Here is a 14,171-nt window from a genome sequence, read left to right as displayed (position 1 = left end):
GCATAATCGTTTACCGGGCGATGACAGAGTTGGTGGTCAGAGCGCCTAATGGCGACACGATTCCTGCTGCCCCGCAGCGGCCGGCGGGAGTTCCAAGGAAAGGACGCCTACGTGCGTAAGGTTTTTCAGGAAGAGCTCACCCAGGTCGGTGACCAGCTGGTGGAGATCTCCCGACTGGTCAGCGAAGCGATCAACAAGGCCACTACCTCGTTCCAGGTAGCGGACGTGGACCTCGCGCAGGATGTCATCGCCGCGGACGCGCGCATCGATTTCCTGCAGAACAGCCTCGATGAGCGGGCCATCGACATTCTGGCACTGCAGGGTCCTGTCGCCAGCGACCTGCGCATGATCGTCGGTTCCCTGCGGATGAGCGCGTCCCTCGAGCGGATGGGTGACCTGGCCCGCCACATCGCCCAGCTGGCCCGCCTCCGCTACCCCTCCACGGTGATTCCGGAGTCCATGACGGAGACCTTCAACCGGATGGCCGAGCTCGACCAGGAGATCGCCGACAAGCTGACCGTCCTGCTTGAAAGCCGCGACCTCGAGGTGGCCAGGGACATCCTCAAGGCCAACACGGCGATCAATGACCTGCACCTGAGCGTCTTCAAGGCCATCGCCGCGCCTGAGTGGCACGAGTCCCCCGCCACCACCGTGGACGTGGCCCTCGCCAGCCGCTACTTCGAGCGCTTCGCCGACCACGGCGTCTCCGTCGCCCAGAAGGTGACCTACCTGGTTACGGGCGCATGGCAGCCCACCGGGACAGAACACAGCTGACACCCAAGCTGCCGGAGGACGACGGCGGGCCGGTCACCTGAGGTGACCGGCCCGCCGTCGTACGGGTTTAATGTCCTATTTCTTGCCCTGGTTTGCCACTGCCAGGATGGCTTCTTCGGCAGCTTCGGGGTCCAGGTACGTTCCGCCGGGCTTGACCGGCTTGAAGTCCTCGTCCAGTTCGTACACCAGCGGGATGCCGGTGGGGATGTTCAGGCCGGCGATGGCTTCGTCGCTGATGCCGTCGAGGTGCTTGACCAGGGCACGCAGCGAGTTGCCGTGTGCGGTCACCAGGACCGTCTTGCCTGCCTTGAGGTCCTCCTTGATGTCCGATTCCCAGTAGGGCAGGAGCCGCACCAGGACATCCTTGAGGCACTCGGTGCGCGGCAGGGCATCGCCGAGTCCCGCGTAACGGGGGTCGTGCGCCTGGGAGAACTCGGAGTTGTCGTCGAGGGGCGGCGGCGGGGTGTCGTAGGAACGGCGCCATTCCATGAACTGCTCTTCGCCGTATTCGGCGAGGGTCTGCGCCTTGTCCTTGCCCTGCAGCGCGCCGTAGTGGCGTTCGTTCAGGCGCCAGTCGCGCTTGACCGGAATCCAGCCGCGGTCGGCCTTGTCCAGGGCGATGTTCGCGGTGTTGATGGCCCGCTTCAGCAGGGAGGTGTAGAGCACGTCCGGAAGGATGTTGTTCTCCACCAGCAGCTCACCGCCGCGCGCTGCTTCCGCGCGGCCCTGGTCGTTCAGGTCAACGTCCACCCAGCCGGTGAACAGGTTCTTTGCGTTCCATTCGCTGTGGCCGTGGCGCAGCAGAATCAGCTTGTAAGTCATGATTTTCATCCTAGCCGAGCAGTGTTGCCGCCCGCCCAGCGTTACAAGCCAGGCCGCGGTGGGGCCCGCTTCCCCCAGGGCCAGGGATAGGGTTGTGCGGTGGTTCAAAAGGCTGAACGGGTGAACTCCCCGCAACTATCCGGCAGGACATCCGCCGCCCGGCAGGGCCGTCCGGTGGGCAACGTCACCCGCGGCACCACCAACCCCAACCGGATGCGCCGGGTGGACCGCTGGCTGGCCGGACCTCAGGCCTGGCGCCTGCGGTCGGCGGCTGACCCGCTCGTCATTGACCTGGGCTACGGCGCAACACCAGCCACCGCCGTCGAACTCCATGAAAGGCTCGCCGCTGTCCGGCCGGACGTGCGGGTCTGCGGGATCGAGATCGAACCGGAGCGCGTCCGCGCTGCGCTTCCGCTGCAGCGGCCCGGGCTGACCTTCCACCTGGGCGGCTTCGAGCTGCCCGTTCCCGGCCATCCTGTCCTGGTCCGCGCCTTCAATGTCCTGCGGCAGTACGAGGAAGCTGATGTCCGGGGCATCTGGCAGCTGGTGCAGGGCAGGTTGTCGCCGGGCGGCATATTCGTGGACGGCACGTGCGACGAGATCGGGCGGCGCGTGGCGTGGGTGACCCTCGACCGGGTCCGTCCGCTGTCGCTGAGCATCTCGGTCCGTTTCGGGAGCTTCGACCTGCCTTCGGACGTGGCCGAGCGGCTTCCCAAGGCCTTGATCCACCGCAACGTCCCTGGCGAACCTGTTCATGCCTTCATGCAGGCGATGGACCGCGCATGGCTTGGGAGCGCGCCGCTCGCCTCGTTCGGCAACAGGCAGCGCTGGGTCGGCATGTGCCGGGGCCTGCGCGAGGCCGGGTGGCCGGTGCAGGACGGGCCGGCCAGGTGGCGGCTGGGCGAGCTGACGGTGGACTGGGCGGCCGTGGAACCTGGTTACCAGGGGCCGTAGGGGCCCATGTTGCGGCTGCCGCCGCGGCCTGCGTCCTTCACTGCGGGACGGACGTCGGCCAGGTAGACGGAGGCTGCCACCACGGCGGCGAGCCCGAAGAGGCCAAGGGTGCTGATAATGCCGCCACCGGCGCCGAACAGCGAAATGATGCCCACCAGCAACGCACCGCCGGTGAGGGCAAGCCAGAACGTCTTGGTCCGCTTGCCCGTGGCTTCGAAGGCGTTGGCCCGGTGCCTGGCACAGTCCACGAACGCCCACAGTTCAAGCCCCAGGGCCACCAGGCCAAGGATAAAGAACACTGCCTGCTCTACGTACGCGATAATTATTCGACCGTCCACAAGCCCAGCCTAGCCCTCCAGCGTGTCCAGCGCCTGCTTCAGGTCAGCCCACAGGTCCTCAACATTTTCCACCCCGACGCTCAGCCGAACCAGGTTTTCGGGGACGCTGGCGGGTTCCGCCGAGTGCCGGCGCCGCCGTTCGATCAGGGATTCGACCCCGCCCAGGGAGGTGGCCGGCAGCCAAAGCTCCAACGCCTGCACCAGCTTGTCCGCGGCGTCGGCGCCGCCCAGGCCCGCCGTGGGTGCCACCTGGACACAGATAATGGAGCCAAAGCCCTGCATTTGTTCCTTGGCGCGGGCATGGCCGGGGTCGGAATCGAGCCCGGGGAACCGGATGGAATCAATGGCGGGGTGGGCGGCGAGGCGTTCCGCCAGGATCATTGCCGACTCCTGCGACCGTTCCACGCGCAGCGCGAGGGTCCGCAGACCCCGCAGTGCGAGCCACGCTTCGAAGGGACCCGCGATGGCGCCGTGGATGATGCGGTGGTGGAGCAGCGACGACCGGATGTCCGGATTGGAAGTAACCAGGGCGCCAAGGACGACGTCGGAGTGCCCGGCGAGGTACTTGGTCACCGAGTGGAGGACGACGTCGGATCCGAGCTGCAGGGGCTGCTGCACCAGTGGCGTGGAAAAGGTGTTGTCAGTGACGACGATTGCCCCGGCTGCATGGGCGGCCTCAGCGACGGCCGGCATGTCCGCTATTCCGAGCATGGGGTTGGTGGGGCTTTCCAGCCACAGCATGGCCGCGGTTTTCGCCGACGGGCCTTGCGGTGCCAGGGCATCCTTGACGGCGTCCGTGTCGGCAATGTCCACTGTCCGGAGTTCGATGAATCCTTTTTGGGCAAGTTCCGTCGCCATCACCAGGGAGCCGGAGTAGCTGTGGTTGGGCATGACCAGCACGCCGCCGGCAGGGATCAGGGACAGCGCGGAACTGACCGCCGCCAGCCCCGACGCGTAGAGCAGTCCGGGAAGGGCAGCTCCTTCAAGCTGGCCGAGGGCCTCCTCAAAGGGATCCCAGGTGGGGTTGGAATAGCGGCCATAACCCCGGTCGCCGTCGCCCAGCGGACCGGTACCGAAGTAGGTGGAGGAAAGCGTGATGGGAGGATTGACCGGCTGGTCCCTTTCCCGCGGCGGACGCCCGGCCGCCACCACCACGGTCTCGGGTGAAAGGGAAGCGGCCTGGTGCTCGGAAAGACTCATGGTGAAAAGCGTACTGTTCCTGCCGGATCCGCCGGAAAGCGGTGTCGTTTTGTGGACGGCTGCCGTTCACCGGACTGCCGCCTTCGAGGTAGCTACGGATCGGGAAAAGTCGGTACCCCTCGGTAGGCTTGAGAAGTGAACAAACAGAGGGCCGGCGTATTCATCGCGTTCGAGGGTGGCGATGGTGCAGGCAAGTCCACCCAGGCCGGCCGGCTTGCGGCAGCATTGGAGTCCCTGGGCTACACCGTGCTGCGCACCCGGGAGCCCGGCGGCACCCCGGTTGGCGAGAAGCTGCGGTCGCTTGTGCTGGACCACGGCAATGGCGACATCGACGCGCACACCGAGGCCCTCATATTTGCGGCTTCCCGGGCCGCGCACGCCACCCAGGTAATCCGCCCGGCTCTTGGCCGCGGTGAAATCGTCCTGACGGACCGTTACATCGACTCCTCGGTGGCCTACCAGGGTGCCGGCCGCAACCTGGGCCTGGACGCGGTGCGTTCCCTCAATGAGTGGGCCACATCGGGCCTCCAGCCCCACCTCACAGTCCTTTTGGACGTTGACCCCCAACTTGGCCGCCGCCGCCGAACTGCCGGCCAGGCAGCGGAAGACCGCCTGGAATCCGAGGCTGACGAGTTCCATACCCGGATCCGGGAGGCCTTCCTTAGCCTTGCTGCGGACCGCCCGGAGTCGTACCTGGTCCTCCCGGCCCACCTGCCGGTGGAAGACCTTGCCGCTCAGATCCTCGCCCGGGTGGAAACCCTCCTTGCCGTTCCTGCCGCCGCAGCAGCCACGGACGGCGGTGACTCATGACCGTCTGGGATGACCTCCAGGGCCAGCCCGCCGTCGTCGAACAACTGCGCCAAGCCGCCGGCGGCGAAAGCCTGACGCACGCCTGGCTGTTCACCGGTCCGCCGGGGTCGGGCCGCTCCAATGCCGCCAAGGCGTTCGCGGCCGCACTGAACTGCGACCAGGAGGACGTGGGCCAGCGTGGCTGCGGACAGTGCCAGGCCTGCCACACGATCCTGGGTGAAACGCATTCGGACGTGACCTTCGTGCGCACAGAGAAGGTCACCATCACTATTGACGAGGCCCGCGAACTGGTGGCAACCGCCGGCAACCGGCCGTCGTCCGGGCGGTGGCGGATCATCGTGGTGGAGGACGCCGACCGCATGGCCGAGCGGACCACCAACGTGCTGCTCAAGGCCATCGAGGAACCCACGCCGCGGACCGTGTGGATGCTCTGCGCGCCGTCCCCGGCCGATGTCCTGGTGACCATCCGGTCCCGCTGCCGAAGCGTTGCCCTGCGGCTGCCGCCCGCGTCGGACGTGGCAGCGCTGCTGGTCCGGCGCGACGGCGTGGACCCTGCCCTTGCGGAGCAGGCCGCCCGCGCTGCCCAAAGCCATGTGGGCATCGCCCGGAGGCTGGCCAGGGATCCGGCGGCAAGGGAACGCCGCCTGGAGACTGTCCGCTTCCCGCTGGGGCTGCGCGGCGTAACAGCGGCGGTCATGATGGCGGACAAGCTGGTCAAGATCGCCACTGCGGAGGCCAACAGCTCCAACGAGGAACGCGATGCAGCAGAGAAGGCCGCACTGCTGGCGACGCTGGGAGCACCGGAAACCGGCGCCCTCCCCCCGGCCATGCGCAGCCAGCTGAAACAGCTCGAAGACGACCAGAAGCGGCGGGCCAAGAGATCCATCACGGACTCCCTGGACCGGACCCTGACGGATTTATTGTCCTTCTACCGCGACGTCCTGATCATCCAGCTTGGGAACGCCGTGGAGTTGGTCAACGTTGAGCTGAGGAGTGAGCTGGAAGAGTTCGCAGCCCGCTCCACGCCGGAAGCCACGCTGGCCCGCATGGACGCCATTAACAAAGCCCGTGAACGCATCACCACCACCAACGTTGCCCCGCTGCTGACCATTGAGTCCATGGCTGCCAGCCTGATACAGCCCTCCAAGGAGACCCGATGACTGCCCGCCCCCTGCCCGCACGCCACAGGTCCCTGACGGTCGCTGTCCGCGCCGCCGCAGCAATGGCCGTGGCCGTTGTCCTGGCCTCCTGCAGCCTCCTTGGTGGCGACAAGAACCCGCCGGAAGCTGCCACGGCCAAGGCTGACCCCTCCATCGTGGCGTCTGCTCCCGCAGGGCTGGAAAAGTTCTACTCGCAGCAAATCGTGTGGGAGCCCTGCGAAGGGGAATTCCAGTGCGCCAAGGTGAACGTGCCCATGGATTACGCCAATCCCGGCGGCGACACCATCCAGATCGCAGCGCTCCGGGCACCCAGCACCGGTAAGAAGACCGGCAGCCTCCTGGTCAATCCCGGCGGCCCGGGCGCCTCCGGTTACGACTTTGTCAAAGACGCTGCCGGAACCCACTTTTCAGCGGCTGTCCGCAACGCCTACGACCTCGTGGGCTTCGATCCGCGTGGCGTGAAGCGCTCCGCTCCGGTCACCTGTGCCACGGACGCCGAACGCGACGCCGCCCGGGCCAAGATCTACGCGTACGAAACCGATGCCGGGCTGGCGGCGGCACTGGCTGACAGCAAGGCAATCGCTACCCAGTGCGCGTCACAAACAGGCCCCGTCCTGGGCCACATTGACACCGTCAGCGCCGCGAAGGACCTGGACGTGCTCCGCGCGGTTGTGAACGACTCCAAGCTGAACTACCTGGGGTACTCCTACGGCACGTTCCTGGGCTCCACCTACGCCTCGCTTTTCCCGGACAACGTAGGCCGGATGGTCCTCGATGGCGCCCTCGATCCGTCAATCAGCAATGAGGACCTGACCAGCGGCCAGGCCCGGGCCTTCGAAAAGGCGCTCCACAGCTACGTGGCCAGCTGCCAGAAGCAGACCAAGTGCCCCCTGGGCGGTGATGTCGACTCCGGCGTTCAGCAGATCCGGGACCTCATTGACTCCATACGGCAGACACCCCGCACGGCCAAGGACGGGCGGCTGGTCAATGCAACCCAGTTCGTCAGCGGCCTGATCACCCCGCTTTACAACGACCAAAGCTGGCCGGCCCTCACCCAAGCGCTGGAGGCCGCCGTTTCCGGGGACGTCAGCCTCATGCTCCGGCTTGCCGATATCGGTGCCGACCGGGCCCCCGACGGCTCCTATACGTCCAATTCGGCGCTCGCTTTCAATGCGGTCAACTGCCTGGACTACCCCATGGTTTCGGACGCCGCGGGCATGCGGGCGGAGGAAAAGCGGCTGGAACAGGATTCACCCACCTTGGGCTACTTCTTTGCCTACGGCGGAACCATCTGCGCAGACTGGCCGTACAAAAACGTCCGCACGCCGGCGGCGGTGGAGTACAGCGGCGACTCCCCCATCGTGGTCATCGGCACCACCGGCGACCCCGCAACCCCCGTTGAATGGGCAGCATCACTGCGCAAGCAGCTGGGGAACGCCTCCCTGCTGACCTGGAAGGGTGAAGGACACACCGCGTACGGCCGGGCCAACAGCTGCCTGGAGGATTCCGTGGACAACTATCTGGTCAGCGGCAAGCTGCCGGCCGACAATACGGTGTGCTGAGGGTCGCAGCAGCGTCACGCCGGCCATTTTGACCGGGGCGGCGGGACTCTATTACAGTTGACTCTTGCATGAAGCGCCCGGTTCGTCCGGGGGATTTGGTGCGGTGCTTCCTTAGCTCAGTCGGTAGAGCGTTTCACTCGTAATGAAAAGGTCATCAGTTCGATTCTGATAGGAAGCTCGGGATAAACCCCGGACAGCCCCTGATTTCAGGGGTTTCCGGGGTTTTTCGCTGGTTAAGCGGGTAGTACTGCCTGAGGCCAGGGCACATGATGGGAACCCCTCCCGGCCACGATCCAAAGACAGTGCTGGCCGCCCGGAACGTGCGCCAAGCAGGCCCTCGACGTCAGTCCGCCAGGGCTATTGACGGGAGCGAGCTGCCGCTGAAACCACCACAACGCGCCGTTCTACGCCTACTTGGCACGAACCGGGGGCGTTCCCCGAAAACTGCTGCAGCGCCTTTGGCGCGAACTCCACACCTGACCATCTGCTCATGGTCGGCCGGCCAGTCACCGACACTGCGCAACCCGTCCCGGACCAGCCGCCGCCGCTGTGGGACATGCCCAAATGGACGCCCCGTAACCCCAGTTCCACGTACAGACCCGGACTAGAATTGGCCCGTTCGTGCGCTTCGATTCGTCGCCGACCACCCTGGTCATCAATAGAAAGTCCTCAATGACACCCCCTTCTGACCACCCGGTTCCGGCCCAGGTCTCCCTGAAGCAGGACTCAAGCCTGGACCAGGCTCCCCTGGTCCGCTGGCTGCTCGCCAACCAGGTGGCCCCCGCCGGCCCGGAGGCCAAGGAAGACCATAAACCCAACGCCTGGTGGAAGGTCATGTGCCTGACCGGAGTCGACTACTTCTCCACCTTGTCCTACCTGCCCGGCATCGCCGCCCTGGCTGCCGGCGCCCTCTCCCCACTGGCCACGTTGCTGATTGTGGCCCTGACGTTGCTGGGGATGCTTCCCATGTACCGCAGGGTCGCGCAGGAAAGCCCCCACGGGCAAGGATCGGTGGCAATGTTGGAGAAGCTGCTGCCGTTCTGGCGCGGCAAGTTCTTCGTCCTGCTGCTCCTGGGCTTCGTCGCAACCTCCTGGATCATCACGATCACCCTCTCCGGCGCTGACGCGACCGTCCACCTGCTCGAGAACCCGCTCATCCCCGAGGCCCTCAAGGGCAGCGCCGTCATCATCACCGTGATCCTGCTTCTGATCCTCGGCGGGGTGTTCCTGCTCGGCTTCAACGAAGCTGTAGGTGTGGCGATCCCCCTGGTGGCCATCTACCTGCTCCTCAATGCCGCCGTTGTGGTGGCTGGGTTCCTCCACCTGGCCGCGGATCCGTCGCTGGTCAGCGGCTGGACCGACCGGCTGTTCTCCAGCGGCGGCGGCCCGATCGGGCTGGTCAGCCCTGCCATCATCGCCTTCCCGCTGCTGGTCCTGGGCCTGTCCGGCTTCGAAACCGGCGTCTCCATGATGCCGCTGATCAAGGCCACGGGACGCACACCCGAGGAAGCGATGGCCTCCCGGGTCAAAAACACCCGCAAGCTGCTCACCACGGCCGCCCTCATCATGAGCGTCTACCTCATGTCCACCAGCTTCATCACCACGGTCATGATCCCCGCCAAGGAATTCGAGGAGGGTGGACAGGCCAACGGACGCGCCCTCGCGTTCCTCGCCCACGACCTGTTCGGAGCCGGGTTCGGTACCGTCTACGACATCTCCAGCGCCCTGATCCTCTGGTTCGCCGGCGCGTCCGCCATGGCAGGGCTGATCAACATCGTGCCGCGGTACCTGCCCGCCTACGGAATGGCACCGGAATGGGCCCGCGCGGTCCGCCCCGTGGTGTTGGTCTACACCGTCCTGAGCATCGGCATCACCATCGCGTTCCGCGCCGACGTGAACGCCCAGGCCGGCGCGTACGCCACCGGGATCCTGGCCATGATGGTCTCCGGGGCGGTCGCCGTCACGGTCTCGGCCATCCGGCGCCGGAGCAGGGCCGGGGCCGTAGGCTTCGGCATCCTGACCCTGATCCTGCTGTACGCCCTGGGCGACAACGTCCTCGAAAAACCGGACGGGATCGTCATCTCGGCGTTCTTCATCGCCGGGATCATCGCGGTCTCGCTCATCTCGCGGGTCACCCGCTCCACCGAACTGCGCGTGGATACCATTGAATTCGATGAGGCCGCCCGCCAGTTCATCACAGACTCGATTGCCTTCGACGGCGAGCTGCACATCATCGCCAACAAGAAGCAAAGCGGTGACAAGGCTGAGTACGCCGAGAAGGAGTACGAACAGCGGGGGCTGAACCCGGTTCCGGGCCCAGCCGACGTTATCTTTCTCGAGGTCGAGATCTCCGACCCGTCGGACTTCACGCACACGCTCCGGGTCGAAGGTCTTGAAGTCGAGGGCTACCGGGTGCTTAGGGTGAAATCCCCGGCCGTGCCAAATGCCATCGCGGCGGTCCTGCTGGCGATGCGGAACTCCACCGGCGCGAAACCGCAGTGCTATTTCGAGTGGTCCGAGGGAAGCCCGGTGGCGCACCTGATGCGTTATCTTTTCCTCGGGCAGGGTGACACCCCGCCGCTGGTGCGGGAGATCCTCCGCGAGATTGAACCCGACCAGGCGGCAAGGCCAGGCATTCACGTCGGCTGACGAGCGCGGCGCGGAGGTCAAGCAGGTGTCGGCAGTAGAACGTGAAGGGGGCGCTCCGGCGTCCCCTGCCGGCCGCCGAACCTGGTCAGCTACCTTCAGGGCCGCCCTGACAACCGCTCCTGTCCGGGCCGCCCAGGGAAGGGAACTTAGGAACGGCCTGCCCCGAACCGGGACGCCGAGCTGCCACCGCCAGGCCCGGATCCGCACTTTATTACGCCCGCCACCCCGGTGCAGTGCGAGGTTCAGGGAACGGCAAGAAAGCCAAGGTATCCTCCCCACATGACCACCCGCTTCCAGGCTGCTGTTCCGCGCGCCGCGGCACATGCAAGCAGCTTCGGCCACCTCCTGCCGTACACCCCCGGAGGCCCGGCCCGGCGGGGCAGGACAAGCGCCCACTTCGCGGCGTTGGGGGGATCCCAGGGGTGAACCAGCACGCACCCCGGCACATGAACCAGGACGGGAAAGGACCCGCCCGCAGGACCATCCTCCTGGCAGCCGTGCTGACGTTGTCGGCCGCCGTGCCCGACCTGCAGCCGCAACCAGGGCACCCTTCCGCGGCACAGGACACGTCCGCGGACACCGCCAACGGTCCGGCGGACGGCTCCGCGCCGCTGTCGCATACCGGCTCCGACGGCGACGGGCCGGCATCCAGGACGCCTGCAGGCACCGTGCCCGCCCGGGCACAGATCATCGAAACCTATGCGAAACGCCAGGCCCACTACTGGGGTCTGGAGGCACCCGGCGTCCTAACGCGGCTGCCGCCCGGATCACAGGGCATCGCCCTCACCTTCGACTTTTGCGGCGGTCCCGGCGGCAGCGGTTACGATCAGGTGCTGATTGATACCCTGCGCCAACGGCACGTCCCGGCAACGCTGTTCCTGAATTCGCGGTGGATCACAGCCAACCCGGCCACGGCCCGTCAGCTGGCAGCGGATCCGCTCTTTGAGATCGCCAACCACGGGACGTCCCATAAGCCGTTATCCACCGCCGGCAACACGGCCTACGGCATCCCGGGCACCAGGAACGCGGGGGAAGTCTATGACGAGGTCATACCCAACGACGGCGTCCTGGCCGGCATCACCGGTAAGCGTCCCCGGTACTTCCGCCCGGGCACCGCGTACATGGATGACATCGCCGTGGACATCCTGAATACCTTGGGCGTGAAGCCGGCAGGCTTCAGCATCAATGGCGACGGCGGCGCCACCTATCCCGCCGCCGTCGTCGCCAAAGAAGTGGGAAAGGCCCGGGCCGGAGATGTGGTCATCTGCCATGGAAACCACCCCAACGGCGGAACGGCGGAAGGCGTGAAGCAGGCGGTGGACAAGCTGCTGGCAGCAGGAATCTCCTTCACCCATCTGCCCTGAGCATGCCTCCGGAGCTCCGCCGGCCGGGTAGGTGCTGATCCATACGTTAGCGAACGCAGGACCCCGTCGATGCGCGATGGCGGGCGCCACCTTCCGGGTTTCGCCGGGAACTAATCCGGCCTGCCCACCACCACCTGGGCCGGGCTGTGGGTGACGTAGCCGTTGGCCCAGGAGAACAGCGCCCTGACTTTCTGCTGGAATCCGGGCAGCAGGGCCAGGTGGACCGCCAGCCAGGACACGAACGCCAGTGGGCCCTGCAGTTGCAGGCGGCGGCGCCCCAGCTCCGCGACCGCTGCGCCGCGTCCCACCATGGCCATATACCCCTTGTCCCAGTACCGGAAAGGCTGGCGCACACCGCCGGTAAGGTCTGCATAGATATTGCGGGCCGCCCACTTGCCTGATTGCTGCGCAACCGACCCGAGCTGCGGCAGTTTGTTTCCAGTGGCATCGGTGATGTTGGCGGAGTCCCCCAGCACGTACACGCCGTCAAAATCAGGGACTGTCAGATCGGCCTGCACGTCCACCCTGCCGCCCTTGCCCTGTTTCAGGCCGGACCCGGTAATGATCCGGCCGGCCTGGAGGCCACCGGCCCACACCACCACCCGGCCGGGAATAACGGTGCCGTCCTTGAGGGTCACGCCGTCCGGGCGGACCTCACCAACAGGCTGGCCCATGTGCAGCTGTACGCCCAGCTTGGTCAGGCGGTCCCGCGCATACGCCTGCGACTTTTCGGAGAACGCGGCAAGGACGTTCGGAACCATATCCACCAGGTGGACATGGCACCGGGCAGCCAGCCCCGGCGAGAAGTATTTGGGCACGATGTATTTGACGTTCTCCGCCAAGGCGCCTGCAGTTTCCACACCAGTGGGACCCCCGCCCACCACGACCACGTCGGCTTCCGCCCCGGGCTCGCGGTCAGCTTCGTCCAAAACAGCAGTGATCGCGGCGCTCAGGCGCGTTGCGTCCGCCACCGAGTACAGCGGGTAGGCGTGCTCTTCGGCGCCCGGGGTGTTGAAGAAGTTCGGTACGGCCCCGGTGGCGATGACCAGGATCCTGGCCCGGTAGCTGGAGCCGTCTGCGGTGGTGACGGTGCGGTTGGCCGCATCGATAGACGTCACCTCCGCGGTGAGGACGCGGACATTGTTGACCTTGCGGAACTCCGACCTGAGCGGCCGGGTGACCGCCGAGACGCCAATCTGGGATGCAGCCACCTGGTACAGGAGCGGCTGGAACTGCTGGTAATTGTTGGCATCGAGCAACAGCACCCGGACGCCCTTGCGGCCCAACTCCTCAGCCGCCGTCTTTCCGGCGAATCCGCCGCCAACCACGATGACCTGGTATGAATCGTCCATTCGTGCAACTTACCCCTCCGGGCCGATGAGTAACAGAGTGCCGAGGCCACTGGCAGGGCGGCCGGCGTCCGGCGCCCGCCGGGACCGGACGCCGGCGGGAGCACGGCACCTAAGATGGCGGCATGGAAGACGAAGCCCTGGCGGACATTGCGGACAGGCTGTACGGCGGGACGCTGGACGACTTCATAGCGGCCAGGACCGCCGCTGCGAAGGACGCCGGGCGGCAGGACAAGGAACTGGGGGCAGCGGTCCGCGCCCTGCCGAAACCATCCGTCGCCGCGTGGGCGCTCAACATGCTGGCACGGCACCGGCCGGACGTGCTGGCCGCGCTTCGCGGACTTGGCGAGCGCATGCGGGCAGCGCAGAACTCGCTGGATGCGCCCGCCCTGCGCGAACTGGGCCGGGAGCGCCGCACCATGCTGGCTGACGCCGTCGACGCTGCCCGGTCTGTGGCCCAGGAGCAGGGCCGCTCCATCAGCGACGCGATGGCCGCCGACGTTGAGGAGACCCTGCGGGCACTGACGGCAGACGAGCGTGCGGCGGCTGCGGTGGGCAGCGGCCGGCTGCTGAAAGTCCTGTCAGCCGACGGCATCAACGACGTCGACCTGGACGGGGCGGTGGCCCTCCCCGGGCTGCTCCCGGCCGCGCCGGCCACCGCCCGCGCAAGTGCTCCCCCGGCTCCAAAGACGAAAACGGAGGCGCAGGCAGCGGGGCCAAAGGCAACAGCGGCAAAGACACGCACGACGGCGGAGCACTACACCCAGCCAAAGCCCGCCAAGCCCCGGCTTGAGGCAGTGCGGCAGACTCCCCGGCCGGCCTCGCCGCCGGCGCTGGAAAGGGCCAGGGCCGCGCTGGCCGAGGCCCAGGCCGCTGAAGAGGAGGCCTCCCGGCTCGCGGGCGAGCTGCAGGACCGGGAGGAGCAGACACGTGCGGAAATCGCGTTACTGCAGCAGGAAACGGCTGAGCTTCGAAACCGGCTCAAGGCCGCCGAGGAAAGCCTGGACCGTTCCCGGAAGCGGCTCGCCGCCACCACCGCAGAAGCGAAACAGGCGGTCCGGGCGGCCGACAAAGCCAGCCGCACGGCCATGCTGGCACAGGAACGCGTACTCCGCCTGGCCAGCACCTGAGGGGCGCCAACTACTTGGCATGCCCTCTCGCCCCGGGCATCGGCGGGACCTACTGTGGA

At 66.8% G+C, this 14,171-nt stretch carries 13 protein-coding genes and 1 tRNA gene; 10 read left to right on the top strand and 4 right to left on the bottom strand.

Translation table 11 applies throughout. From position 1 onward, the window contains the following. The first annotated feature begins 111 nt into the window (after positions 1 to 111). Positions 112 to 774, top strand: coding sequence for a phosphate signaling complex protein PhoU (phoU, locus tag FB478_RS09680; protein WP_018771193.1), 663 nt, complete (start codon positions 112 to 114; stop codon positions 772 to 774). 75 nt (positions 775 to 849) lie between these two features. On the opposite strand, the gene FB478_RS09675 is transcribed toward phoU, so the two are convergent. After that, entirely contained in the window at positions 850 to 1,596 is a 747-nt protein-coding gene (locus FB478_RS09675) for a phosphoglyceromutase (protein ID WP_018771194.1), read from the bottom strand. A gap of 99 nt (positions 1,597 to 1,695) precedes the next feature. On the opposite strand from FB478_RS09675, the gene FB478_RS09670 reads away from it, so the two are divergent. Then, positions 1,696 to 2,550, top strand: coding sequence for a class I SAM-dependent methyltransferase (locus FB478_RS09670; protein WP_056389223.1), 855 nt, complete (start codon positions 1,696 to 1,698; stop codon positions 2,548 to 2,550). On the opposite strand, the gene FB478_RS09665 is transcribed toward FB478_RS09670, so the two are convergent. Both FB478_RS09665 and FB478_RS09660 read right to left on the bottom strand, forming a co-directional pair. Next, positions 2,535 to 2,888 (bottom strand): DUF2516 family protein, encoded by a 354-nt coding sequence (locus FB478_RS09665; RefSeq protein ID WP_026266062.1) that lies wholly within the window; start codon positions 2,886 to 2,888, stop codon positions 2,535 to 2,537. The two genes, FB478_RS09670 and FB478_RS09665, sit on opposite strands and share 16 nt — an antisense overlap. A gap of 9 nt (positions 2,889 to 2,897) precedes the next feature. Next, positions 2,898 to 4,088 (bottom strand): PLP-dependent aspartate aminotransferase family protein, encoded by a 1,191-nt coding sequence (locus FB478_RS09660; protein WP_144600290.1) that lies wholly within the window; start codon positions 4,086 to 4,088, stop codon positions 2,898 to 2,900. Between the two features lie 135 nt (positions 4,089 to 4,223). Between FB478_RS09660 and tmk the strand changes: the two genes are divergently transcribed. From tmk to FB478_RS09630, 7 genes are all read left to right on the top strand, one after another. After that, complete coding sequence (gene tmk, locus FB478_RS09655) at positions 4,224 to 4,898, top strand: dTMP kinase (RefSeq protein ID WP_018771198.1); 675 nt, start codon at positions 4,224 to 4,226, stop codon at positions 4,896 to 4,898. Further along, the gene (locus FB478_RS09650) at positions 4,895 to 6,058 is read left to right on the top strand and encodes a DNA polymerase III subunit delta' (protein WP_056389228.1); all 1,164 of its coding nucleotides are present in this window, start codon (positions 4,895 to 4,897) and stop codon (positions 6,056 to 6,058) included. The genes tmk and FB478_RS09650 overlap by 4 nt, the downstream gene beginning before the upstream one ends. After that, on the top strand, positions 6,055 to 7,620 hold the full coding sequence (locus FB478_RS09645; RefSeq protein WP_144600289.1) for an alpha/beta hydrolase: 1,566 nt from the start codon (positions 6,055 to 6,057) through the stop codon (positions 7,618 to 7,620). The genes FB478_RS09650 and FB478_RS09645 overlap by 4 nt, the downstream gene beginning before the upstream one ends. 105 nt (positions 7,621 to 7,725) lie before the next feature. Next, positions 7,726 to 7,798 (top strand) — tRNA-Thr (locus tag FB478_RS09640). Between the two features lie 494 nt (positions 7,799 to 8,292). Next, the gene (locus FB478_RS09635) at positions 8,293 to 10,269 is read left to right on the top strand and encodes an APC family permease (protein ID WP_144600288.1); all 1,977 of its coding nucleotides are present in this window, start codon (positions 8,293 to 8,295) and stop codon (positions 10,267 to 10,269) included. Positions 10,270 to 10,548: 279 nt separating this feature from the next. Next, the gene (locus tag FB478_RS21120; protein ID WP_186447769.1) at positions 10,549 to 10,695 is read left to right on the top strand and encodes a hypothetical protein; all 147 of its coding nucleotides are present in this window, start codon (positions 10,549 to 10,551) and stop codon (positions 10,693 to 10,695) included. After that, the gene (locus FB478_RS09630; RefSeq protein WP_261377377.1) at positions 10,692 to 11,633 is read left to right on the top strand and encodes a polysaccharide deacetylase family protein; all 942 of its coding nucleotides are present in this window, start codon (positions 10,692 to 10,694) and stop codon (positions 11,631 to 11,633) included. The genes FB478_RS21120 and FB478_RS09630 overlap by 4 nt, the downstream gene beginning before the upstream one ends. A gap of 110 nt (positions 11,634 to 11,743) precedes the next feature. Here FB478_RS09630 and FB478_RS09625 read toward each other — a convergent pair whose 3' ends face one another. Next, on the bottom strand, positions 11,744 to 12,985 hold the full coding sequence (locus FB478_RS09625) for an NAD(P)/FAD-dependent oxidoreductase (protein WP_018771203.1): 1,242 nt from the start codon (positions 12,983 to 12,985) through the stop codon (positions 11,744 to 11,746). Between the two features lie 122 nt (positions 12,986 to 13,107). Between FB478_RS09625 and FB478_RS09620 the strand changes: the two genes are divergently transcribed. After that, positions 13,108 to 14,112 carry a hypothetical protein gene (locus FB478_RS09620; protein ID WP_144600287.1) on the top strand — a complete coding sequence of 335 codons (1,005 nt, stop codon included), beginning with the start codon at positions 13,108 to 13,110 and terminating at the stop codon, positions 14,110 to 14,112. Positions 14,113 to 14,171 lie beyond the last annotated feature (59 nt).

The organism is Arthrobacter sp. AG367 (genome assembly GCF_007828995.1).
Classification (GTDB): domain Bacteria; phylum Actinomycetota; class Actinomycetes; order Actinomycetales; family Micrococcaceae; genus Arthrobacter.
The sequence above is the reverse complement of the archived record's forward strand: the minus strand, read 5'-3'. Positions and strand labels throughout refer to the sequence as shown.